Genomic DNA, 22,679 nt, shown 5'->3' with positions numbered 1-22,679 from the left:
CTGAGAATTGCCCCAGTCTCCGGGCATGCACTGATCGCGTCCATGACAGATCGAGCCAATTCTCTCGACGGCCGATATGTCACCCGTGGCTGCAAGAGCGAGATTGCCGGCATCGACCGTAACCCGCGCCTCGGCTGGGACCCATCTGCTCGCCCGTTCAGATACATCTGGAGGGTGCGTCCCGGCCGGGCGAGGAGGAGCTGGTCCGCGTGTGCCATGTGGCGGGGTTCTTCGAGTCCGTCCAGCGCAACGGAGTCTTCTCCCGGCGCTGGAACTTGCTGGCCCCGGCCGACGAACACACCACCCTGGGACGCTTGGCGGCGGCGGTGCCCCGGTACGTGCTCGATTGCCCGACTTCCTCGCACCCCTCGGCGCCGGCACACCGCTCCCCCAACTCCGCGCGCTCTTACGCGAGCACCTCCGCGACGGCCACCGCCATGGGGACGACGCACGGGGCTGAAGCCCTCTCTGCTACGGGTCGGTGAGCCTCAGCGTGAGCACTCGCATCGGAGCTCGCTGAACACACCGTGGAAGGTGCCGACCGTCCCCGGGGACTACGACCCCGACGGGCCCGCGAGCGACGATATGAGACTGGCCACGCCCGCCGGCTGGTGGTGCCGGTGGCCTCTGTGTTGTCGTGCAGATCAAGGCCGGAGAGGGCGGGCCTGGCAAACGCGAGTGCGAGACTTCCTGGATGGTGGACTGGCCCGCTGCCACCAGCGAGCGGGCCAAGCTTGTCCTGGACGCCCTGGGCATGGCCTTGTGGCGACGCGACCGAGGGGCATCCCAGCTGGTCCGGGGCTGGTTCATCATGCGGACGCGAGCAGTCAGTACACGTCGTTCGCATTCACCGCGCACCTCCTCGACGCCGACATCGACCCATCAACGCATCAACGCATCGATCGGCACCGCTGGTGACGCCCTGGACAAACGCGCTTCAGATCGCCTTCGACAACGAGCCGGCAGCCTTGGGCTGCCGGCTCGCTGCTGTGGACGGACCCGACCAGCGTCCGTACTTCTGTGCTCCGAGGGTCGACGTGGCAGGTGACCTGGTCTGGGAGGCTGACGTCGTCAGCGCGAGGACGTCTGGCCTGGATTGTGCATTCTCCGCCGAGCCGGACGAGGTATGAACCGCGGCCGGCGTCTGCCATGCGTGAAGTACCTTGTCACCACGTCGTGTTGAAGCTTCCTATGGCACCTTCCGCGATCCGCTGGCGATGCCGCCCCGGCCTGTTGCGTACAGGGACCACCGCAGCGGAATTGCAGGAAACGAACGGCCCGTCCGGGCGCTGGCCGGCACCGGCCCCTCTGCCACGACCGTTCTACCTTGGTCGTCCGTGTGCCCGGTGGGTCAGAAGGCGAAGAGGCTGCTCTGCGAGACCGCGTTGTTCATTTCGCAGGCGTTCACAAAAGTGTGTTTCCAAGATGTGCGGGTGCCCTGCCAGACTCCATCCACCGTGATGGTCACGGGGGCCCAGAGCCTCATACAGACCTGGCCGCCTACCGGGGACAGCAGGGTGTCAGGCTGTCCGTTGGCGTTGCGCAGATCCGCGCAGGCCGCAGCGGGATCAGGGTGCGTGCCGGTGGCGCGGGGTGCACAACTGAGCGTGACTGCGCGAGCTGCGGAGTCGGTCGTTCCGCCAGGGTGAGACACGGTCAGTACCAGCGCCGAGGGTGCGTAGAGGCTGGTGGGCGCCGCGGCGGCGGTGACCGAGGCCGTGGTGAGCGTTGCAGCGGTCAGACTGACGGCAGCTGCGGCGAATCCGGCGAGGCGCAGGTTCATGCGCAACGGAGGCTCCTTCGTGAGGATCGGGGGTTGCGGCCGTGTGGGCCGGGGAGAAGCTTCGCCTGTGCAACTGGTCAGGGCCAGCCGACCGAACGCGTTTTGGACGTGCTCAACCTGTGCGCAGGGTGTGAAACTGATGTGCGCAGGTCAAGCGCGCGACACCGCTCGTGAAGGCTCGCATTCAGTCCGAGCGTGTGTGAATTTGACTAATCCTGAGCGGCCAAAAGACCAGGTCGGGTGGTAGCCGTGATCTACAGATTGGCCGAAAGTCAGAGTGAGGGTAGGTAGGTCTGCCGCACCGATCGAGCCGATTCACTTTGGTGTGGCGGATCCGGTGCCGTGATCAAGGCTTCCGTGATCGAGGGACGGTTCAACATCCGTTCAGAACACCGGGGCCGGTGGCGTTACTTCACCCTCGACTGACAGGTCATCTCAATTGGTCAACCGGCGATAGCAGATGAGGGTGCACGCGATGCTGGTGAAGGCCAGGAAGTGACTGACCTTGCGTCGTAGCGGCGGCGCAGGCGCTGGCATCCGTATCTGGCATCCGGCAAGCCAGCCATAGTGCCTTCGATGGTCCAGCAGGGCCGACCGAGCCGCTGACTGGAGTCGGTGCCCTTGCTGGCGATACGGGGCGTAGAGCCACGGGCGCGTCGCGGTCGCGTTGTCGGCCGGCCTTCTGGCGCGAGAGGCCATCGGGCCGACTTTCAACTCCCCGTTACTCCGGCTCGCCTCGGGCACATCGGGCACGCCAGGGGCATGTGGTCGTCGCTTGGCGCCAACAGGCGTGCGGAGGCGAAAGGTACATCCGGGTCGACGAGCCGCGCGAGTTCGATGATGCGTGCCTGGAGTCGGGGGCCGCGCGCGGCTCTGGTCTCCGGCAGCGCGTCATTGCTCTCGAACAGGAGCTGGTATGCGCCCGAGTGGGCCGCGCCCCAGGCGATGTAGACGTCGCCGGCGACGACCAGCTGGTTGCCGGACTCGTCCGTGGCGTCGAGGGCCGACTCCACTGCTTCGACCAGCGAGGTGTATTCGGTGTCGAGAACTGCCGAGCGCAGGTCCGCCTCGGAGGGGAAGTGCCAGTACACGGCCGAGGGGGCCATAGCCGGCCCCCCTTGGAGCCGAGTCTCCGGCGATTGCGAACGCGGTCCGCCGGGACCGGGATCGTGGCCTTGATTTCACGTCTGCGCAGGTAAGAGCGGTTCTCTCGGGAGTCGTATGCCTTGTCCGCACGAACCCGGTCCGGACGTCTTCGCGGCCGACCGAGTCCGAGTCGGGGGATCCGGATCGCTTCCAGGACCGGCTCGAACTGCGGGGAATCGCCCCGCTGCCCGGCCGTGATCACGACGGACAGCGGCTTTTGGCCCGGCGCGACGGCAAGGTACATCTTGCTGGTCAGCCCACCCCGGGACCGTCTGAGTCCGTGGTCAGCCGACTCGTCGAAGACGCCACCGGGTGGTTCCTTCTGAAGATCCCCCTTTTCGCCGCCCCGGCGGCGCGCTGATGGGCCCGGCACACCGTCGCGTCGACGTTCACGTCCCCAGGTGATCAGGCTCTTCGCGTCCGCTTCGGCCTGGAGGCGGTCTTCATCTGGTCATAGGCATGGAGCGAATTCCCACTCGAAGCTGCTGGTGGGCGGGCTGGAATGGCACTCGTGTGGGGTACTCGCGCTGGTAGGCGGTTGTGCTGGTAGGAGGTTGTGATCGCCGGAATTGATCGTCTGTCGCGTGACCTATCGGGTGGTCTCTAAGTCAAGCCCGGCGCCCGCCGCCGGTCACTCGCCCCGGGCGGGTGCCAGTCCACCGGCGGCGGCAGCGTGCCCTGCGCGATGATGTTCGCGTAGACGCTCTCCAGCGCGTGGCTGAGCGGCCCGACAAGCTCGCGCGGCAAGCCGTCGAAGAACAGGCGACGCACGAGTTCCACGTGTCCCAGAGCCGCGGCCTCGAGCACCTTCCGGCCGTGTTGGGTCAGACTCACCTCGGTCACGCGCCGGTCGTTCGCAGACAGGCTGCAGCTCACCAGTTCCCGCTTGGCCATCCGCCGCACGTGGTGCGAGACCCGGCTGCGCTCCCAGCCGATCTGCGCGGCCAGCACCGTGATCGGCATCGGGCCCCCGTCGGCGACGCTCAGGGCCGTCAGGACGTCGTAATCCGGAAGGGACAGATCGCTGTCGGACTGCAGCTGGCGATTCATCTCGTAGGTCAGCCGCAGCTGAACTCGGATGTACGCCAGCCAGGCTCGTTGCTGTTCGCCGTCGAGCCACCCGCCCTCGGGCACCGGCGCACCGCCGTTGGCATTGCGTGACATATCACCTATGCTTTCTGTCTAGCACCACCGTCGTGCCGCTCCCACATCATCTCGCGCGGGCCGCCAGGAGCAGGAGGTACCGATGCCGTACGCAGCAGTGCTCACCGGTTATGGATCGCCCGAGACGCTCGTGTGGTCGGAAGTCGCCCTGCCCGCACCCGGGCCTGGCCAGATCAGGATGCGCGTCCACGCGGCGGGAGTCGGCCCGACCGACCTGAAGATCCGGCGCGGCGACCTCCGAGAGGTCTTCCCGCTGCCCGACCCCGCCGTTCTCGGCTTCGAGGCCGCCGGCACCGTCGACGCCCTCGGCCCGGGCGTGACTGGCGTGTCGCTGGGTGACGAGGTCGCCGCCCAGCTGCCCACGCTCGGCGGGTACGGCGAATACGCCCTCGCCTCGGCCTGGACCGTCAAACCGGCGACCGTCAGCTGGGCCGACGCCGCAGCGCTGCCCGCCTCGGCCGAAGCCGCCGTCGGCGTCCTGCGTCAGCTCGGCGTCACCTCCGGCGAGACCCTGCTCGTTCTCGGGGGCGGAGGCTCCGTCGGCGTGATCGCCACCCAGCTGGCCGTATCCCAGGGCCTCAGAGTCTTCAGTGCCACCGGCCCGAGCGACGAGCAGTTCGCCAAGGATCTCGGCGCGATCCCGGTCCGCTACGGATCGGCGCTCCTTGCGCAGATGCGCGCGCACGTCGGCAAGGTGGACGCCGTCTTCGACGCCGGAGGCAAGGGCGGCCTCCGCGACGCCGTCGAACTCGCGGGCGGCCCCGCGCGCGTGATCACCCTCGCGGACGAGCACGCGGCCGACTTCGGTGTCGCCCTCTCCGCCCCCACCCCGGACCGTGCCCCCGACGCGGTCGAGCAGACCATGCCACTACTCGCTTCCGGGCAACTCCGCCTGCGTGCCCAGCGGCTGCTGCCGATGCGGGACGCCGCGCAGGCGCACGCCCTCCTCGAAGTGGGCACAGCGCACGAAAAGCTCATCCTCACCGCTTAGCGGCTTATCGCAGCGTACTGTCAAGATCAACCGCAGGGGAGCCAGATGGAAAGCCCAATCGAGGTAGTGCGCAGGTTTTGCGCGGCGTGGTCGGACAACGCTGGGGCCGCCGAACTGGCAGCATTTTTCACCGACGACGCCATCTACCACAACATCCCGCTGGCGCCGATCACCGGCCGGGAGGCCATCGCCAACTCGATCACCTCGTTCATCCGCCCCGGCCCGCCAGGCATTGAGCACATCGAGTTCCGCGTCATCAACATCGCAGCCGACGGACCGATCGTGATGACCGAGCGGGTGGACGTCTTCAGGCTCCCTGACAAATCGTTCGAACTGCCGGTCATGGGGACCTTCGAGGTCACTGATGGCAAGATCAACGCCTGGCGCGACTATTTCGACATGAACCAGTTCACCAGCCAGATGGGATAAGGCTGGACCTCCTCAGCGCTCGAGCTCGCATTGAGGTTTTCATCCTGATTTCGCAGGTGGGATGGGGCGGCCTGGGTTCGGTCGGGTGTGATCGGGCTGGTCAGCGGTTGGTCGGCGGTCGTGATCGTCACTCGTGATCGTTTGCCAGCGGGTGATCTCGGGGTTGGTCAGGACGAGCAGGGCGCGCAGCAACTCGGTGGCGTGCCAGGCGTTCATCCGTGCCTTCGTCAGGATCCTCCAGTTCTTCAGGTCGGCGAAGCCGTGCTCGTTGGCAGCACGCTCCCGGCTGACCAGCTTGTTCGCCTCCTTCTCGGCCGCGTGAGCGGCCGCTTGCGGGCACGCCGCACCCGGTGATGATCACGGGGTCGTCGGGGTCGTCCTCCAAACCGGTGAACCCCGGGTCGCCGATGGCGCCCAGGCCCGCGTTGCGCAGGTGGGCGGTGGCCTTGTGGTGCCGGGCCGTGGTGATCTCGCTGGAGCGGGCCCCGCTGGGCCGCCGCCGGCCCGGCAGGGACGGGGCGTGAACTTGCCCGGCCGCGTCTCGATCAGACAGCCCCGTTCCACCAGCCGCTCGAGCTTGCTACGCACGCCCTCGATGTTCCTTGGCGGCGATCGGCACACCGAGCTGTTCGCACACGTCCCGACAGGCCACCGCCCGTGGCGCCGCAGCGACCAGCGTCAGGAACCGCTGGTACTCGGCGGGAAGATCGGCCACGCCCTGTGCCTGGCGCCGGTGCGGCACCGTCATCCCGGCGGCAGGTTCAAGGGCTCGGGCCCGGCGTCCGCCTCCGATTCCGCACCGCCGGGCTCGTCGTCGGCGAGCAACCTGGCGATCACCCGCTCGGCGACCGTGAGCTGATCGAGCTCGACGTCGATGTCCTCCAGCTGCTTGCACAGCCCATCGGCCTGCTCACGCGGCAGGTCCCTGCGCTCGACGATCCGGGCCAACACGGACTTCCAAACCCCTCGACCCGCGTCCAAGCTCCGCCGTCGATCGTAGGGGCCTGCGAAACCGGGCGGCGCTGCAGACACGGACGAGTGACCCGACACGGCAGACGACCAAGAACGGCGATCAAGGCCGCTGACCAGCCCGATCACACCCGACCGGACCCAGGCAACCCCATCCCACCTGCGAAATCAGGATGAAAAATCCTCATTGATGTGGTCGGGATTGCTGTGGTCGGACAGTCCTGCCGGGTGGTGGGACTGGCCGTCGCAGTGGTCGTCCTTCCGGGCAGACCCTGAGCTGAGGCGACCAGCAGGAATACGACCAGCCTGTCTGCCAGCACACCCTTGGTCTGCGGTATGCCTACTGCTGAAGAACGCTCTTGCATCCCAGGAAAGCTTTCAGGTGAGCCTGCAGATACGAGGCGTGGAACCGTTGCGGGGGTAATTGTTTCCCGAAAACAACGGGACAGACAGGGAGGGGTTTCCGGAGAAGATGGCGCCTGTGCAGGTCTACTCTTCGGACTGGATACCGCTGGTCTTCACACCCAGGCGAGCGGTTGCCACACGTGCCACTCATGCTTCTCATGAGAGTTGCATCTTCGCTGTGGAAGGACCTCCTGAAAGAAAGCTAGCCCTCCCCCAAGGCCTCAGGGTTCACCCGGTCAACCGTTTGCCTGGCTGATGGGGATGTCCTCCGATCGGCCCCCCCGATGCTGTTTCTTCAGCGCGCACCAGGGGCCCGCGCCAGTGTCCACCTCACTGACGCAGGCGTACGCCGTCACCTGGTCGCCACTGCCACACCGGCTCAGGAGGCCGTGCAGCGCACACCAGCCGCCTCCACAGCGCCTCCCAGGCCATCGGGACACCAGCCCCGCCGTGGTCGTAGGTGGGCGCCAGCGCCTGCCTGTCCCGCTCGTGCCAGCCGCTCCAGCCGAAGCGGGCATGCGCGCTTCGGCGCTCTCCGGCCGGACCGCCGCGTACCGGTTGACGATCGCACGACGGTGTCCGGGTCCTCCGCTCCCGCCGACGACGACTCGCCCAGTGAGCACTGGTCGGCGTACGGTGCCCTGCATCTGAGGGCGGCGCGTCGCCGCGGTGCGCGCTGCGAGCGGAACCGCGGCCTGGGAACCTCTACCGCGGAGCGGACGAGGTGATGTACGGGACCAAGACAGCGGAATACGCTGACCAGAGATGCTGGTCCGGCCCGATCGGATGCCCAACTCGCCCTACACAGAGGCATCGTGGGCTGCCTCCGCCACAACACATCGTCCTGCGCCTGGAGCCGGAGCGCACAGCGCTTGATCCTTACACCACGTCGCGGGACACCCCATCGCTTTTGGTGCGAGCTCTTGGCCGTTGGGCGCGGAGCCTCAGCTGCTCTGAGCGGGTCAGGGGGTGCAGGTGGTGGTCTTGGCCGGGGGCGGCTCGGAGGCAGATGTTGAGACCGGGTAGCCGCCGTTGTCGATGTTGATGCCGGAGCCGCCGCCGAGGATCGTTGAGGGCCATGCACCACAGGGAGCCGGCCTGCTGTTTCCTCGGGTCACAGCAGCGCAGTGTGATGGACAGACGGCTTTTGCACTCTGCCCTGCGGGGAGTTGCGCAGGACAAAGGCGCGTGTGGGATGCCGATTCTCCCTTCAGTCTGTGTGGTTGAGCTCAGTGAATTTTACAGTCCGGAATACCGGCCCCTATCGCGGGCGCGGGGCGCCGCAGGGCTGGTAAATCTTGCCAGGATGTTGCGGATTCACACGGTGAGGCGAAAGGCGCGGAGATGTTCACCCTCTTTCGGCGGGGCAGGCATATCGGAGGCGGCGGAGTGCTCGGGCACCCGAGTTTGGCGCTGCCCCAAGGGGCGGGGCGGGCCGAGTGCCAGGTGGTGGATCCGGTAGGGCTGCCCATGCAGGCCACGGTCAACGTCCTGGACCAGGCAGGGCTGTTGACGGCGCAGGGCAGCACCGATACGTATGGCCTGTTCACTGCCGCCGTACCGGCCGGCGACTACCAGCTTTCGGTCGCTTGTGATGGATATCAGCCACGTCGCGTCCCCCTACGGGTGACCGCCGGGGAGCGGGCATCGGCCGGCGTGGTCGAACTGCGCGCCGCGGCGTCGCCGCCGACTCCGGCACCGGGCCGCTGGGACATCGATCCGGCGCACACCGCCATTCGGTTCAGTGCCCGGCACATTGGTCTGGCCGAGATCCACGGCCGGTTCAACCGCTTCTCGGGCAGCCTGTGGATCGCCGAGCGAATGCGCGAGTCCCGGATCGAGATCTATATCGAGGCCGGCAGCATCGACACAGGTGTTTCCATGCGCGACGATCATCTGCGTTCACCGGACTTCCTCGACGTTGCCGTCTACCCGTATCTGATCTTCGACGGAGGTGATTTCGTGCACCGTGGTGGTTCCCGCTGGGCGGTCACCGGGGCGCTGGTCCTGCACGGCGTCTCGCGCACCGTGAAGCTCGAAACCACCTACTTGGGCCTGGCGGCGGGCATGCTGGGTGAGGCCCGCGCGGCCTGCAGGGCGGTCACCGAACTGCACCGGGAGGACTTCACTCTTACCTGGCAGAAGATGCTGCCCCGCGGCATCGCCGCCATCGGTACCACCATCCAGATCGAGTTGGACATCCAGGTCGTCCAGGTGGAACAGGCGGACGGTCACCCTCCGGCTGCGTGACGGGTTGATCGGGTTGATCGAGCCATTCGTAGATCGGGGCGCGCTGAGATCGGGCCGCGCTTCAGAGGCTCTCACGACACCCGCGGCGCCCACGTTCCTCGAGCTGGAGACCACCCTTCGTTGTCAGCTGACGTACGGCCAGCACTGCTGAGCAGAGGCCGCGCCCGCCCAGGCTACGAGGCAATGAACCACGACGACGCGCAGCGGGTCATCGACCTAGCCGCTGAACTCGACGCGGCGAAAGTGCCGTTCATCGGCGGCGAGCCCACCCCGCACCCCGATTCGTCGATCTGGCGCAGTAAATACGCTCGCCGGGGGCCCCCGGTGCAGCTGTTCAGCAACTTGCACCGGCCGCGGCTACGGCTACGGCCGGAGCACTGTTCGTTGTTCGAGCGGCCCCGTGTCGTGCTGCGCCTCGTACTACAGCGACGATGCCACCGAGCACAGCACCGGACGCGCCGCGGTGTCGGCCACCACGGCGCGCCGGCGGCGGGTGACCGCCGGGTGAAGGACACGTGAGGGAGTTGTCGTATCTGGTCCACGCGCGTAGCGGCAGCGCCACGGTTGCGGTTTCTCGTGTGCGCATCTCCAACCCCCCACCCTCCTTGGAGACTTCATGCGACGCGCCGTCTTCGGCCTGCCCGCATCCGCCCTGCTCATGGTCGGCGTCAGCGTCGCGCCCGCCCTGGCCCACCGACGCGACGCGGAGCATGCTCGGGTCGGGCTGGATCGGGGGCGCCACTTACGACGACAGCCAGGCGTACGTGCTGGACGTCACGAGCGGCGCCACGCAGCACTTCCGCGGTGGGACGTCCCGCGCCACCGCGTTTCATTGGGAGATCAACGGCACGGACGGCGATCTCGTCGCCAAGGCCGACCAGGCTCAGTGGTGGTAACGGGTTCGAGAGGCGGCGCGCGCGGGCCGGAAGGTCACACTCGCTGAGCAAGGGGCGACCTCGAAGCGAGTCGGGTCGGGAGCTCCATCGTTTCGCCCTCGACTAGGGCCCGTATCGAGTCGTGATCAACTGATGGTCCGGGTGAGGTCTTTGATCCAGATCATCGAGGCTCGTAGGTGGAGGCCGGCGAGGTAGCTGTCTGGGGTCTTGTCGTATCGGGTGGCGATGCCTCGCCAGGCCTTGAGTTTGTTGATCAGGCGCTCGACGGTGTTCCTCTCCTTGTGGAGGGCGGCATCGTGGCTGACGGGTCGACCGCCCCCGGGACCCTTCTTTTTCCGGTTGGCGGCCTGGTCCTTCTTCTCCGGGATCACTGCCTTGATGCCGCGTCGATGCAGGTGGGCCCGGTTGCCGCGGGACGAGTAGGCCTTGTCCCCGGCGACCGCGTCAGGCCGGGCGCGGGGGCGGCCGACGGGACCGCGGACCCGTAACTTCTTGAGCACCGGGATGAACTGCGGACTGTCAGCGGCCTGGCCCGCGGTCAGGACGAACGCCAGCGGGCGGCACCTGCGGTCGGCGGCCAGATGGACCTTGCTGGTCTGCCCGCCCTGGAGCGTCCCAGGAGAGCAGCCTTCAGACGGACTCTTCGCCGACGCCGTATGCGTCGTCGTTCCTCCCGGTCGGGATCTGCTTTGTCGGCCTGCCCGCTTTGTTCTTCGAGGCTGCCCCCTTTGACCTGGCCTTCTCCTCGGCAGCAGCCTTCTCCAGTGCGGTGATGACGTCCTCGCCCAGGTGCATCCCGGCGGCATCGTGGTGTGCCCGCACCGTGGTGGAATCGATGCTGACCAGGGACAGGTCCACCTCACCCCGCTTCGCCGCTTCCGCGATCAGGCCCTCCAGCAGGGCCTCGAAGACGCCGGCCCCACGCCACTGCCGGAAGCGGTTGTGCACGGTCGACCAGGCGCCGAACCCTCCGGCATCTCCCGCCACTGCCCGCCGGTCCTGAACCGCCAGATCACACCCTCGAACTGCTGCCGCAGCCGTTCGGGGTACGGGCCGTACTCGCCGATCGGCAGGTACGGTCCGATGAACTCCCACTGTGTGTCCGTCAGTTGCGCTCGCGTCACGCAAGAAGACCTACCGGACCAGACCCCGCCGCGAGAGCGGAGTCCGGAACTGCCACCGTCTGTCCTCAAGCCGAACTGGGCTCAGCCGAGACCGTGATGGGCGGCCCACAACGTTCCGGCGCGGCTGGCCGCGTCGACAACCAGAGCCGCCAGTTCTGGTTCGTCGGGTACCGGGAACGAGACATATGCGCCCCGACCACCGCCGACTGGGCGGCCATAGGCTTTCGCGGCGAGGTGACCGTCCGGGAGAAGCCGGATGTTGAGTGTGGTCAGTTGGAACTCTTCACCACGTCGAGTGTCCGTCCAGCGGAGCGCCTGCGGGATCGTGACGTTGATCGCCAGAGCACTCACTTCCAGGTCGCTGCTCATGGACGGATGCTCTCACGCGAGTCGCACAGGCGGCCGGCGAAGTAGGCAGTTTGATCACGACTCGATACGGGCCCTAGGACGCGGTAGGCCCGGACGACTGGGGGTGCTTGCCCTGGTTCAGCCCGAGGTGATGACGAGCTTCTGGGCGATCTGCGGGAAATGGGCCCCGGGTAAAGAAGGACCTATGGCCGCTACGGGCGGCGACCTCGGGGAACGGCGATCAGCGGGCAGCGGTGAGGCCAGGCAGGTCAGCCGTCTCTCAGAACCCCGTCGCGGAGCGCACTAGTTCTGAGAGGACTTCTGCGAGTGGCGGGCTTGGGCGAATGCGGGCGGTTCACGCGCCGCCGGGCGGCTCTCTCAACTGACCGTGTGTGAGAGACCAGAACCGGAACTGGCGCTACGGCTCACCACGGTCCCGGTGTTCCCCGAGGCCGTCATCCCAATAGAGAAGCGAGCCTGCGCCATTCCTCCCTCGGGAGATCGCCCCTGTGGGTGCCGGTGAGCACCTGGAGGGCCACGTGGTCCCCGCCTGCCTTATGGAAGGTGTCGATGCGGTCGCGGATGCGGTCCTCGTCGCCCCAGGCGAAGACCGCGTCGATCAGGCGGTCGCTGCCGCCCTCGGTCAGGTCAGCCTCGGTGAAGCCGTGCCGCAGGAAGTTGTTGGTGTAGTTCGGCAGGGTGAGGTACATGGCGAGGGCGTCGCGGGCCAGCGCGCGGGCCCGGGCCGGGTCGGTCTCCAGAACCACCTTCAGCTCCGGGGCGAGCAGCGGGCCCTCGCCGAGGATCTCGCGGGCCTGGGCGGTGTGTTCGGGCGTGACCAGGTAGGGGATGGCGCCGGCCGCTCGCTCGCCGGACAGCTTCAGCATCTTCGGGCCCAGCGCGGCCAGAACCCTGCTGTCGGCGGCGACGCCGGCCTCGTCCAGCTCGTCGAGGTAGCCGGTCATCGCCGCGTACGGGCGGCTGTAGTCCTTCACCAGCGGGCCGTGGCTCACGCCGAGACCCACCAGGTAGCGGCCGGGGTGCGTCGATGCCACCTCGGCGAAGCCGGCCGCGGTCGTGGCGGCCTCCTGTTGCCAGATGTTCAGGACGCTGGTGCCGACGAGGATGCGGCGCGTCGCCCCGAGCAGCGGGGCCGCATGGTCGGCGGTGCTGTTGTTGCCGAGCCAGATGGCGCCGTACCCGAGTTCCTCCAGCTCGGTCGCGGCCTCGTCCAGTTCGGCGCGCCGGGCCGGGTCCTCCGAGCGCAGTTCGACGCTCCAGGCGCCGTACCGGCCGACTCGCTGTTTCAGGGGGACTGTGGTGTCGCTCATCGGGTGTTCCCTCCGGGTGGTGGCCGTGCCGTGATCATCACGTCTCCAGCCACTGCCGACCGGAGGCGTCCCGGGTCGATTCCCGCCGTTCCCTCAGTTGGTCGAATGGTCCATAAGACGTCGGACACGCACGGGCCCGCCACTGTGGTGGCGGGCCCGTGCGTGTCCGGTTGTGAGTAGTTGGCGTACAGAAGTGCCGATCAGAGCCTCGACCAGGCCCTGCTGGCGAAGGCGGATCCCCGCGGCGGCGGGTCGTGCGGAAGGAGGTCCCACCGGCAGCCGGTGCGGCCCTGGTAGAGGAGCGCGTTGCCGTTCTCCCGCATCTCGTAGCAGCCCTGGTTGCCGCTGGCCAAGGGGTGTGCGGCCTTCCACGCGGCGATCACCAGCTCGATCGGCGCCCACCGCCCGTCGGACAGGTCCGTCTTGTAGGGCTTACGCGCGCTCACGGCGTCCAGCCCAGCACGCCCGAGTCCACCGACCGGCTCGGATGCCGCAGTCCCACACCTTCAGATGACAACGAATCACCTCTCAACTCGCATACCGTCCTCCAAGACCGTGTCCTTCGTGGTGAGGCGGACAAGCCGCCAAGCCGAGCGCCCTTGCTCAACCGCTTGTCCCCAGCCGGCACTTCCTCTCCCCGGCTTGCCCCACACCCTCGGACACCAACCCAGCCGAAGATGCACAGCCGCCGGTAACCAGGAAGGGCAACTGTCGCTCGATCGCCGGATGATGACCCGGGCAGGATCCCGAACCGACTGCCTTCTGGCCGAGGCCCGAACAGACCGCGTTGCACCGGCTGGGCGGCCGCCCCCGCCAAGCACTCTTTGCCCGCGCCTATGTACTCGGCATCCCCTCCCTTCACTCCTGGCCGCCCGGCTCCACCACGGCGGGGCGTCCGCTCAGCCCCGCCGGACCGATCGGGCCCCTCACCCCGGACAGCGCCGCGCCGTTTTGCGTTGGCCCGGGCAGCCCCCGTCCAGCGCCGGATGGCCTCTGTCGGGCACGGTCGGGAGTCGCACCGCGAGCTGGCCACGAGGTCGCCTGCCGGGCCGATTGACGTGGTCGCTTTCCGGCCATGTAGCTGGATGCCTTCCGCGCCCCTCCGCATAAGCCGCGCTTGAACTATCTGCAAGGAGTTCTTATATGGCCGCAGGAAGGCCTCGACGAATGTGACCGCCGTCTCCGATAAGGCGGGAACCAAAGAGCCGCTCAAGACCTCCGTGGCGAGTCGAACTCGCGCCCGCCAATGGCTCGTTGATGCAAGTCCGTTTCAAATCGTGAGATATTCTGTTGCCCAGACGCCCGTTCGACATGGGCGTGCCGTTGCCGCAATCCGTCAGCGGCACAGGTTCACGTCAGTGGGCCAGTTCTTTCTTCTCCCGTCAGGCCCTGTTTGCGGTGCCGGCGGTCCACAGCTTCGAGCAGGAATTGATGCCCGTTCAACCACTCGCGCAACTAATACGTTTCGCCCGCCGTAATTCACCTTTCTACCGTGAGCTGTACTCCGACCTTCCCGATGACGTGACGCGTCTGACGGATCTCCCGGTGGTGCCACAGGCCGATTTCTGGCGGGCCAACGCGCCGTACGACAACCGGCTTCTGACCGCTCCCCTGGAAGAGGCGGTGGTGTTCCGCAGTGGCGGGACCACCGGGTCGCCGAAGTTCTCCTACTACACCCGCACGGAGTGGCGGGAGTTCACGACCGCGTTCGGCGCCGGCATGGTCAGCGCCGGGTTGCGCCCCGGGCACCGTGTCGCGGATCTCTTCTACGCGGGAGACCTGTACGCGAGCTTCAGCTTCGTCCTCGACTCCCTTCACCGGGCCCCCGTGGCCAATGTCCGCCTGCCCATCGGCGGCGCGGCGCCCTGGCAGTCCACCGCCGCGACGTTGGAGGAGTTCAGCGTCCAGGTCGTCGCCGGCACTCCGACGACACTGTGCTCGCTCGCCGAGCGCCTCACCGACGCCGGCCGGACGCTGCCGGACGTGGAGTTGCTGTTTTTCGGCGGTGAATGCCTCTTCGGTGATCAGCTTCCGCTGCTGAGGTCCGCCTTTCCGAACGCCGAGCCGCGCTCCTTGGGCTATGCCAGCGTGGACGCCGGACTTCTCGGCGAGGCCGTAGGCGGCGGTGACCCACGCGTACACCGTGCCTTCACCCCGTACACAGTGGTCGAAATCCTGCACGACGAGGCGGACCAGCTGGTCGATGACAACGGTGTGCCGGGGCGGCTCGTCGTCACCGACCTGCGCAGGCGGCTCATGCCGGTGCTCCGCTATCCAGCGGGCGACCAGGCCGAGTGGGTGGACCGGGAGGCCGGCATCTTCCGTATCCTCGGCCGCGCTCAGGAGGGCGTGCGGGTCGGTCCCGTCTCTCTGCACACCCAGGACGTGCTGGACGTCGTCGCGGCCGCCGACGCCTTTGGCGAGGTGACCGGTCTACAGCTCGTGGTGCGGCGGCTGGACGGCCGGGACGGTTTGACGCTGCGGATCGCGGTCGCCGATCCAAAGGCCGATCATGAGGCATTGGGTGTGTCGGTCGTCGCGGCCGTCCTCGCTCAACGCCCGCTCTACGCGAGCGCGACCGCTGCCGCACATGTGAACGCGCTGAACGTCGAATGGGTGCGGTACGCGGACCTCGCGGTCAACGCTCGGTCCGGCAAGCTCATTCGCGTCGTCGACGAACGGCCTCACTCGTGAGCGCGGTACCCGCCCGAGCCCGGCGTCTGCCCTTGGTGCTGCGCAACCGTTCCTTCGGGAAGGTCTGGGCCGGTCAGCTCCTCACCCAGGCTGCGATCAGGATGTTCCAGGTCGGCGCGGTGTGGTGGATCGTCAGCCTGGCGGGCGGCGCACACCGCGGCCTGGCCTCGGGTGTGTTCCTCATGGTGAGCACCGTGCCCGCGGTGGCCTTCGCCCCGGTGGTCGCCCGTGTCGTCGCCCGTCACGACCACCGCACGGTGCTGGCCGTCGCGGCAGCGGTAGCCGGTGCGGTGGCCGTCACGGCAGCCGCCCTGGCGGCCTTGGGAGCACTGCCCGTAGCCGCCGCCTACTTGGTGGCCCTGGTGCTGGCCGGATGTCAGGCGGTGTTCGATCCGTGCCTGACCACCTCGGTGCCCGAACTCGTCGAGGACTGCGACATCGAGTCGGCCACCGGATGCGAGCTGGCCACCCAATCCGTCGCCGGGCTGGTCGGAGGACTCCTCGGCCCGCTCGTGGTCGAAGCGGGCCGGCTGGCCGAACTCACCGCCGCCAGCGGCCTGGCATATCTGCTTGCCGCCGGTCTTATCGTCTCCGCGCGTTTTGCGCGCACCGGGGTCATACGGCAGGTGCCGGACGGCTCGGTCCCCGGGCGGCGCACGCTGCGCCAAGTGCTGGCCGGTCGACCGTTCGTCCGGCGTGTGCTGGTGTGCTTCGCCGCGGCCAACTTCTTCACCACCGCCATCTACGTCGTGATGCCGCTGTACACCCGCACCGAGCTGCACGCTGCGGGTTCCACGGTGGCCTTGCTGGAGGCGGCGCTCGGTGCGGGGGCCCTGGTCGGGTCGTTCACCGGCGGGCGGCTGCCCGGCCCTCCGGTCGCCGTGGCGAGCGTATGCCTGGCGGTGGTGGCCGCGGCCCTCGCTCTGCCCGGCGTGTTCGCTTGGCACGCAACGGCCTTCGTCACGATGACCGTGGTCGGCTGGTGCGTCGGTGTGATCGGCGTCCGTTTCATCGCACTGTTCCAGCGCCTCCTGCCCGCCGACGACAAACCCGGCTTCTTCGCGGTCATGCAGGCCATGCTGGGCGCCACCTTCCCTGTGTCCTCACTGGTGTTCGGAGCGCTGGGCGATCACTTGACGGCCCGCACGCTGTGCCTGATCCAGGGCGCCGGTGTCGTACCGGTGGCGGCGGCGCTGTGGTGGCTGGGCGGCCGACACGAAGCCGTCGAGCAGCCAACACCTACCGCGCCGACGTCGGCTCCGGCGAAGGAGCCGTCATGAGCATGGTCCTGTCCTCCGCGACCGTTGCGGACATCGCCGAACTGCGGCAGTTGTATTTCGAGGTGTACGGGCACGGCTACCCGGTGCCGCTCGGCAGCGACCCGGTGGTCATGCACCGGCTGATCACCGACGGAAGCGCGCACTGGCTCACCGCTCGCACCGGAAGCACCACGCTGGTCGGCTCCGCGGTCGTCGTAACGGAGCCCGGCAGCCGCATCGGCAAACTGGTCGGCCTGGCGGTGCACCCCGCCCATCGCGACGGCGGAGTAGCCTCCCGGCTGACCGGCGCCGTCTGCGATCGAGCCTTCGCCACCGGGCGCCTGGATTCGGTGTACGCCACCGTCCGTCTGGTCACCGAAGGACCGCAGCACGTCGTCGTCCGCAATGGTTTCAGGCCGCTCGGCCTGCTGCCGAACGCCGTCGAAGTCCAGGGGTGCGAGAGTCTCGCCCTGTTCGCCCGCTACGCCGACGGCGTGCTGGAGCGCCGCGAAGGTGTGGCGCAGGTACCCGAACGCCTGTCGGCGCTGCTGTCGGCCGCGTCCACCGGCGTCGGCATCGAATACGACCGCGCGCAACCCGTTGCCTGCCGCGGCACGGCGGGCTCAGGCCCCGACACCCAGCCGATCGAGCTGATCACGGCCCCGGCCTTTGTGCGGCGACGCTTCTTCGACCTGTTCCCCAAGCCCGACGACCGATTCTTTCCGCTGCACACGCCCAACGCGGTCCTCGTTGCCGCCGACGGCCGCTTCGAGGCGTACGCCGACCTGGACCCGGCCGCGGGAAGCTGCGCGCTCGTCGCCGTGCATCCCCGCCCCGCCGCGCTCACCGGCTCGTTAGAGGCGCTCATGGCCACGGTCAGGCGCGCCGGCGTGGACTACGCCGAGGCGCTGCTGCCGCTGGCCGACATAGACGCCCTGCAGGTGTTCTGCGCCTCCGGGTTCGTACCGAGCGCGGTCTACCCAGCGATGCGCCGCATCCGCGACCGCATGCACGACTACGTGGTGCTGTCGCGCACCAGCCGTCAGATCGACTTCCGCCAGATCGCTGTCAGCCCGCTGCTGCAGCCCTACCTCGGTGCCTACCTGAGCGCCTGGACCACCACCTACCTCCCCCTTCACGAGGTGTCCCGATGAAACCCCATCTCGCTGCCGTCGAGGTCCCCGACCCTGAGGCACTCGGCCATGTGCAGCGGTTGTGTGACCTGGCGGAGCCGTACGCGCACAGCCCCGTCACCGACGAACTGTTCGCCGCCGCCATGGCGGAGTCCAACGCCTGGCACGCCCGCAGCTCCCCCTTCTTCGCCGCCCTTTTGAAGGACACGGACCAGGCCGCCGCGCCCACCTGCCGCCACGAGTTGCGCGCTCCGCTGCTGCCGGCCGCCTTCTTCAAGCGTCATGAAGTGCTGTCGATTCCCCGCGAGGAGGTGTTCTTGCATCTGACCTCGTCGGGTACCACAGGCCAGAAGTCGCAGATGTTCTTCGACGAGTGGTCCATCCGCTCGGCGCAGCGCATGGTGGCGCGGATCTTCGACCACTACGGCTGGATCACTCCCGGCCGGCCGGTCAACTACTTGCTGTACAGCTACGAACCAGCGTCCGCGCTGAAGCTGGGCACTTCGTTCACCGACAACTACCTGTGCGACTTCGCCCCGGCCCGGCACACCACGCACGCACTGCGGCACACCGGGACCGGCCACGAGTTCGACGTCCACGGCTGCATCGCGGCGCTTCAGCGCTACGCCGAACAGGACGTGCCGGTCCGTATCCTGGGCTTCCCCGCGTTTTTGTACTTCACCCTGGAGCGGATGCGGGCGATGGGACTGGGGCCGCTCACGCTGCCCGAAGGGTCGCTGGTGGTCCTCGGCGGCGGCTGGAAGGGCCACACCGACCGGCAGATCGCCAAGTCGGCGTTCTACGCCGAGGTCACCGACCGCCTCGGTATCCCTCAAGACCGTGTCCGGGACACCTTCGGCTCCGTGGAGCACTGCGTGCCCTACGTCGAGTGCGCACATCACCGGCTGCACGTGCCGGTGTGGTCGCATGCGGCGGTGCGCGACACGCGAACACTGCGCCCGCTGCCCTACGGGGCCATCGGTTTTCTCCACCTGATCAGCCCGTACATCACCTCTGTGCCCGCGCAGAGCGTGGTGATGGGCGACCTCGCCTCGCTGCACCCGGGCGAGGAGTGTCCCTGCCCACTGTCCACCGACTGGTTCAGCGTGCACGGCCGTGCCGGGGTGAGCCGCAACCGCAGCTGCGCGGTCGCCGCCGCCGAACTGATGAAGGGAATGTCGTGACCACCTCTGTACTCCACCTCTGGCAGGGCGAGTTCATCGACGACACCGAGGTCGGCCGGCGGCTCACCACACTGCCGCAGACCACCGGGCGGGTACTGACGCGTCTGCTGCCCACCGACGTGGTGCTCGCCGCCTGCGCCTCGGTCAGCCGCGACCTGACCGATCCCACCTCCGCGCTGTACAGCCGCCTGGCCGGGCATCTGCCCTGCGACGAGGCCGCAGCCGTACTGGCCGAGCTGGCCGCCGCGCTCGCCCCGCAGGCACTCGAGCGCAAGCTGCGGCGCGAGCTGGGCGGACTGCGCCCCGAGCAGCTGACCCGGCCGGACGCCCGCGCGACGGTGTACGAGGCCTGGGCGCCCGTCGGCCTCCTAGTGCACATCACGCCGAGCAACGCCGCCACGGTGGCGCCTCTGAGCGTTGTCGAGGGACTGCTCACCGGCAACCTGAACGTGCTCAAAATCAGCAGCTCGGACTCGGCTCTCGCCCTGGACCTGCTCGCCGCTCTCGGCGCGGCCGACCCGACCGGTCTCGTCGCCGAACGCGTCATCGCCCTGCGCTTTTCGTCCGCGCGCCGCGACTGGCTAAACGCCGTGTGCGGCCAGGCCGACGCCATCGCGGTGTGGGGTGGCGAGGAAGCGGTGCAAGCGGCAGGAGAACTCGCGCCGCCCGGCTGCCGCGTTGTCGAGTGGGGCCACCGCATCTCCTTCGCCTACCTGACCCGTGCGGCCGCCTCCGACAACGAGGTCCTCGACGCGCTCGCTGAAGACGTCTGCCGTCTCGGACAACAGGCATGCTCCAGCCCCCAGGTGGTGTATCTCGACACCGACGACACCCACACCTTGTTCACCTTCGCCGGACGCTTCGTCGAGCGACTGGCCAAGGTATCCGACGCCTGCCCGATGTCCGTGCCGAGCCCGGCCGAGCAGGCAGAGATCACCACGGTGGAGCAGATCGCCCGGCTCGAACAACACCTGGGCCTGACCCGCGTGTGGGCCGCCGAGGACGGTTCCTGGCGGGTACTGGCCGACACCCGCCCCACGCTGGGCGCCTCGCCGCTGCACCGCAGCGTCTGGGTGAAGCCGCTTCCCCGACACGCGCTCACCACGACCCTGCGGCCCATGCGCCGCTATTTGCAGACCGCGGCAATCGGCGGCGACCGAGCGGACGTGGCCGCGTTGACGCGCTCGGCCCTCGCCGCAGGCGTCACCCGCGTCACCCCGATCGGCTCCATGCTGGACAGCTACGACAGCGAGCCGCACGACGGCGTCTACGCACTGCAGCGCTACAGCCGCAGGGTGAGCATGCGAGCGGCGCACGCGGACTTCCGTACCGTGGCCTGTCCGGACCACCTGGTGGCGCCGCCGATGCTGCCCCCGGCGCCCGACGCACCCCTGCTGGGCAAGCAGGACGTGCAGCGCGCGCTCGCCACGCTGGAGCAGGACCACGCGCACCTTCACTTCCGCAGCGGGGGCTCCACCGGCGCACCCGCACTATCGATCTTCACCTGCGACGACTACGACAACCAGATGCGCGCCGCGGCGGACGGGCTGCTCACGGCCGGGTTCGACCCGGGCCGTGACCGTGCCGCCAACCTCTTTTACAGCGGCGGCATGTACGGCAGCTTCATCAGCTTCTTCTCCATCCTGGAACGGCTCAACGCCACCCAGCTGCCCCTCGCCGCAGGCTCCGACCACGCCCAAATCGCCGAGGCGCTCATCGCCCACCGAGCGGACACCCTCTTCGGCATGCCGTCCTATCTGTGGCAGCTGTTCCATGCCGAGGCCGACCGCCTGCGTTCCTACGGCGGGATCCGAAAGGTCTTCTACGGCGGCGAGCACTTCACCGCCGAACAACGCAGAGTGCTCAGCGACGACTTCGGGGTACAGGTCATTCGTTCCGCGGCGTACGGCAGTACCGATCTGGGGCCGCTGGGCTACCAGTGCGAGTCCTCCCACGGCTCGGTCCACCACGTGCTGACCGACCTGCACACACTCGAGATCCTCGATCCGTACCAGGACCGGCCGGTGGCGCCGGGCGATATCGGACGACTGGTGTTCACCTCCCGGGCACGGGCCGGCCAGCGGCTGGAGCGCTATGAGATCGGCGACCTGGGCCGGGCGGTCGAGGGCCCATGCACGTGTGGCAGCCACGTGCCCCGCGTCGAACTCCTCGGCCGCCACGGCGACGTCGTGCGCGTGGGCACCTACTTCATCAACTACCGGCAAGTGGTACGGGTGCTTCAGGAGCAGCTCGCCTACCACGGCGAAACGCAGCTGATCATCACACCCGGCCCCGACAGGGAACAGCTGACCGTCCGCCTCGACCAGCAGTACGCTCCCCACCCCGGCCCCGAACGAGCGGCCCTCACCGCTCATATCACCGAGCTGGACTCGGCCGTGGCCGAGGGACTGCTGTCCCTGACCGTGCAGACCGTGCCGCAAAAGGATTTCGAGCGCTCGACGGCCAGCGGCAAACTACGCACGGTCATCGACCTGCGTGAGACAGTCCGTCCCGACCAGCCGGTCATGTGAGAACGAGCCGTTCAGCCATGCAGCACCGCTCGGGTCGCCCAAGACGGCCTGCCGCCATCCGACATGACCCACGGCCGTTCCCGGCTCCGCTGTGAAGGCTGCGCGCATCCGCTCCGCGTCTCGACCGAAGACCTCGCACGGGGCAAGGTGCTGAGGGCTGAGCGGGTGTGGCCGTTCCTGCCGGTCAGCAATGGACGTTGTGGCCGGTGGCGCGATCATCGGCAGGTGAACGACGGGATCCTGCACCGGGTGCGGACGGGTGTGCAGTGGCGGGATCTTCCCGAGCGGTTCGGCCCCTGGAAGACCATCTAGGAACGGCATCGGCTGTGGTCGGCACACAGCACGTGGGAGCGTCTGCTGCAGCAGGTCCCACGAGGTCCATTACGACCCTCGCTACGCTCCCCCGCCCCCTGATGGCGCCCGGCCGCAAGCCTCGGTGCCTCAATTGATCGGCGCCTCGCCGCTCGGTCAGATGACCACGTCACCGAAGAGCAGGAGTGTGAGGGCCAGCAGGTACACAGCAAGTCTCGTCATTCCGTCCCGACCTCATCAGGCAACGACCGAGGCGCTGCTGAGGTCGGGAGAACGACCGAGCCATACCTGCGGCCGGAAGCCTCCTCGAAAAGCATGGCTGACGCTCTCCGTCTGCCCATCCAATAGTTTCCGACTGCAGAGCCGAGCCCACCACGACCTTCGGAAGTGGGCGTCTGCGCGTCCGGCAGCTACAGCGCGGTGTCGTTGAAAGTCGCCCCTACTTCGGCATGCGGATCATCAGTACTTTCCCCTGCTCGTGGGGTTGCAGACCACTGTCTTACGTGGGCCCGCCCGCCCGGTTCGGACGTGATCAGCACCACGCGCCGAGCACCCATATCGCTCACTTTCGGCCAACGTTGACCCAGCGAGCAAGGGCTTACTAACGCAAAGACTGAATCAAGTCACACTCTCAGTGACTGCATACACTTCTTCATGCTTTTTTCAATACCGCCACGACCTGCCCACATGGCCCCTTTCACTGCCTGGGAGCCAACCACGTCTCGAACGT

The 22,679-nt window shown here is 68.1% G+C and carries 18 protein-coding genes and 3 pseudogenes; 11 read left to right on the top strand and 10 right to left on the bottom strand.

Annotated elements, in window-relative coordinates; translation table 11 throughout:
- Positions 1-1,351: 1,351 nt before the first annotated feature.
- From ACFVXA_RS29590 to ACFVXA_RS29575, 4 genes and pseudogenes are all read right to left on the bottom strand, one after another.
- Entirely contained in the window at positions 1,352-1,783 is a 432-nt protein-coding gene (locus tag ACFVXA_RS29590; protein ID WP_390027603.1) for a subtilase-type protease inhibitor, read from the bottom strand.
- A 710-nt stretch (positions 1,784-2,493) separates the two neighbouring features.
- A complete protein-coding gene (locus ACFVXA_RS29585) occupies positions 2,494-2,889 on the bottom strand; it encodes a TetR/AcrR family transcriptional regulator (RefSeq protein ID WP_383744051.1) in 396 nt (131 codons plus the stop codon).
- A gap of 2 nt (positions 2,890-2,891) precedes the next feature.
- Positions 2,892-3,206: pseudogene (locus ACFVXA_RS29580) on the bottom strand (transposase); the annotation flags it as partial.
- A gap of 326 nt (positions 3,207-3,532) precedes the next feature.
- Positions 3,533-4,093 carry a MarR family winged helix-turn-helix transcriptional regulator gene (locus tag ACFVXA_RS29575; protein WP_383744004.1) on the bottom strand — a complete coding sequence of 187 codons (561 nt, stop codon included), beginning with the start codon at positions 4,091-4,093 and terminating at the stop codon, positions 3,533-3,535.
- 82 nt (positions 4,094-4,175) lie between these two features.
- Here ACFVXA_RS29575 and ACFVXA_RS29570 point away from each other — a divergent pair, with 82 nt between their 5' ends.
- Positions 4,176-5,084 carry an alcohol dehydrogenase catalytic domain-containing protein gene (locus ACFVXA_RS29570; RefSeq protein WP_383908788.1) on the top strand — a complete coding sequence of 303 codons (909 nt, stop codon included), beginning with the start codon at positions 4,176-4,178 and terminating at the stop codon, positions 5,082-5,084.
- 45 nt (positions 5,085-5,129) lie between these two features.
- Positions 5,130-5,513: a limonene-1,2-epoxide hydrolase family protein gene (locus tag ACFVXA_RS29565; protein ID WP_390027601.1), complete on the top strand. Its 384-nt coding sequence runs from the start codon at positions 5,130-5,132 to the stop codon at positions 5,511-5,513.
- Positions 5,514-6,093: 580 nt separating this feature from the next.
- Here ACFVXA_RS29565 and ACFVXA_RS29560 read toward each other — a convergent pair.
- Positions 6,094-6,261 (bottom strand): hypothetical protein, encoded by a 168-nt coding sequence (locus tag ACFVXA_RS29560; protein ID WP_362031851.1) that lies wholly within the window; start codon positions 6,259-6,261, stop codon positions 6,094-6,096.
- Entirely contained in the window at positions 6,258-6,464 is a 207-nt protein-coding gene (locus tag ACFVXA_RS29555) for a hypothetical protein (protein ID WP_383908783.1), read from the bottom strand. The genes ACFVXA_RS29560 and ACFVXA_RS29555 overlap by 4 nt, the downstream gene beginning before the upstream one ends.
- 1,767 nt (positions 6,465-8,231) lie before the next feature.
- Here ACFVXA_RS29555 and ACFVXA_RS29550 point away from each other — a divergent pair.
- The 3 genes from ACFVXA_RS29550 (at position 8,232) to ACFVXA_RS29540 (ending at position 10,033) form a co-directional block, all read left to right on the top strand.
- Positions 8,232-9,137 carry a YceI family protein gene (locus ACFVXA_RS29550; RefSeq protein ID WP_362031847.1) on the top strand — a complete coding sequence of 302 codons (906 nt, stop codon included), beginning with the start codon at positions 8,232-8,234 and terminating at the stop codon, positions 9,135-9,137.
- Between the two features lie 183 nt (positions 9,138-9,320).
- Positions 9,321-9,656 (top strand): hypothetical protein, encoded by a 336-nt coding sequence (locus ACFVXA_RS29545; RefSeq protein WP_390027599.1) that lies wholly within the window; start codon positions 9,321-9,323, stop codon positions 9,654-9,656.
- 191 nt (positions 9,657-9,847) lie between these two features.
- Positions 9,848-10,033, top strand: a complete 186-nt coding sequence (locus ACFVXA_RS29540; RefSeq protein ID WP_390027596.1) for a hypothetical protein — start codon at positions 9,848-9,850, stop codon at positions 10,031-10,033.
- A 125-nt stretch (positions 10,034-10,158) separates the two neighbouring features.
- Here the strand turns inward: ACFVXA_RS29540 and ACFVXA_RS29535 are convergent.
- From ACFVXA_RS29535 to ACFVXA_RS29520, 4 genes and pseudogenes are all read right to left on the bottom strand, one after another.
- A pseudogene (locus tag ACFVXA_RS29535) lies at positions 10,159-11,157 on the bottom strand (IS5 family transposase).
- An 81-nt stretch (positions 11,158-11,238) separates the two neighbouring features.
- Positions 11,239-11,526, bottom strand: coding sequence for a hypothetical protein (locus tag ACFVXA_RS29530; protein ID WP_306945356.1), 288 nt, complete (start codon positions 11,524-11,526; stop codon positions 11,239-11,241).
- Between the two features lie 434 nt (positions 11,527-11,960).
- The gene (locus tag ACFVXA_RS29525; RefSeq protein ID WP_383747263.1) at positions 11,961-12,836 is read right to left on the bottom strand and encodes an LLM class F420-dependent oxidoreductase; all 876 of its coding nucleotides are present in this window, start codon (positions 12,834-12,836) and stop codon (positions 11,961-11,963) included.
- A gap of 200 nt (positions 12,837-13,036) precedes the next feature.
- Positions 13,037-13,282 carry a transposase gene (locus tag ACFVXA_RS29520; protein WP_390027593.1) on the bottom strand — a complete coding sequence of 82 codons (246 nt, stop codon included), beginning with the start codon at positions 13,280-13,282 and terminating at the stop codon, positions 13,037-13,039.
- 985 nt (positions 13,283-14,267) lie between these two features.
- On the opposite strand from ACFVXA_RS29520, the gene ACFVXA_RS29515 reads away from it, so the two are divergent.
- From ACFVXA_RS29515 to ACFVXA_RS29490, 6 genes and pseudogenes are all read left to right on the top strand, one after another.
- Positions 14,268-15,530, top strand: a complete 1,263-nt coding sequence (locus ACFVXA_RS29515) for a phenylacetate--CoA ligase family protein (protein ID WP_390027591.1) — start codon at positions 14,268-14,270, stop codon at positions 15,528-15,530.
- Positions 15,527-16,810 (top strand): MFS transporter, encoded by a 1,284-nt coding sequence (locus ACFVXA_RS29510; protein ID WP_389748801.1) that lies wholly within the window; start codon positions 15,527-15,529, stop codon positions 16,808-16,810. The genes ACFVXA_RS29515 and ACFVXA_RS29510 overlap by 4 nt, the downstream gene beginning before the upstream one ends.
- The gene (locus tag ACFVXA_RS29505) at positions 16,807-17,943 is read left to right on the top strand and encodes a GNAT family N-acetyltransferase (protein ID WP_390027588.1); all 1,137 of its coding nucleotides are present in this window, start codon (positions 16,807-16,809) and stop codon (positions 17,941-17,943) included. Before ACFVXA_RS29510 ends, ACFVXA_RS29505 begins: the two co-directional genes overlap by 4 nt.
- On the top strand, positions 17,940-19,106 hold the full coding sequence (locus ACFVXA_RS29500) for an acyl-protein synthase (RefSeq protein ID WP_390027585.1): 1,167 nt from the start codon (positions 17,940-17,942) through the stop codon (positions 19,104-19,106). The genes ACFVXA_RS29505 and ACFVXA_RS29500 overlap by 4 nt, the downstream gene beginning before the upstream one ends.
- Positions 19,103-21,637 carry an acyl-CoA reductase gene (locus ACFVXA_RS29495; RefSeq protein ID WP_390027582.1) on the top strand — a complete coding sequence of 845 codons (2,535 nt, stop codon included), beginning with the start codon at positions 19,103-19,105 and terminating at the stop codon, positions 21,635-21,637. The genes ACFVXA_RS29500 and ACFVXA_RS29495 overlap by 4 nt, the downstream gene beginning before the upstream one ends.
- 147 nt (positions 21,638-21,784) lie before the next feature.
- Positions 21,785-21,946 (top strand): annotated as a pseudogene (locus tag ACFVXA_RS29490) (transposase); the annotation flags it as partial.
- Between the last annotated feature and the right edge of the window lie 733 nt (positions 21,947-22,679).

This window comes from Streptomyces sp. NPDC058246 (assembly GCF_042881985.1).
Classification (GTDB): Bacteria; Actinomycetota; Actinomycetes; order Streptomycetales; family Streptomycetaceae; genus Streptomyces.
This window is presented reverse-complemented; position numbering and strand designations above follow the sequence as displayed.

Coding starts and splice junctions, on each gene's coding strand:
- ACFVXA_RS29590 (WP_390027603.1), bottom strand. CDS start 1,783: ATGAACCTGCGCCTCGCCGGATTCGCCGCAGCTGCCGTCAGTCTGACC.
- ACFVXA_RS29585 (WP_383744051.1), bottom strand. CDS start 2,889: ATGGCCCCCTCGGCCGTGTACTGGCACTTCCCCTCCGAGGCGGACCTG.
- ACFVXA_RS29575 (WP_383744004.1), bottom strand. CDS start 4,093: ATGTCACGCAATGCCAACGGCGGTGCGCCGGTGCCCGAGGGCGGGTGG.
- ACFVXA_RS29570 (WP_383908788.1), top strand. CDS start 4,176: ATGCCGTACGCAGCAGTGCTCACCGGTTATGGATCGCCCGAGACGCTC.
- ACFVXA_RS29565 (WP_390027601.1), top strand. CDS start 5,130: ATGGAAAGCCCAATCGAGGTAGTGCGCAGGTTTTGCGCGGCGTGGTCG.
- ACFVXA_RS29560 (WP_362031851.1), bottom strand. CDS start 6,261: ATGACGGTGCCGCACCGGCGCCAGGCACAGGGCGTGGCCGATCTTCCC.
- ACFVXA_RS29550 (WP_362031847.1), top strand. CDS start 8,232: ATGTTCACCCTCTTTCGGCGGGGCAGGCATATCGGAGGCGGCGGAGTG.
- ACFVXA_RS29545 (WP_390027599.1), top strand. CDS start 9,321: ATGAACCACGACGACGCGCAGCGGGTCATCGACCTAGCCGCTGAACTC.
- ACFVXA_RS29540 (WP_390027596.1), top strand. CDS start 9,848: ATGCTCGGGTCGGGCTGGATCGGGGGCGCCACTTACGACGACAGCCAG.
- ACFVXA_RS29530 (WP_306945356.1), bottom strand. CDS start 11,526: ATGAGCAGCGACCTGGAAGTGAGTGCTCTGGCGATCAACGTCACGATC.
- ACFVXA_RS29525 (WP_383747263.1), bottom strand. CDS start 12,836: ATGAGCGACACCACAGTCCCCCTGAAACAGCGAGTCGGCCGGTACGGC.
- ACFVXA_RS29515 (WP_390027591.1), top strand. CDS start 14,268: ATGCCCGTTCAACCACTCGCGCAACTAATACGTTTCGCCCGCCGTAAT.
- ACFVXA_RS29505 (WP_390027588.1), top strand. CDS start 16,807: ATGAGCATGGTCCTGTCCTCCGCGACCGTTGCGGACATCGCCGAACTG.
- ACFVXA_RS29500 (WP_390027585.1), top strand. CDS start 17,940: ATGAAACCCCATCTCGCTGCCGTCGAGGTCCCCGACCCTGAGGCACTC.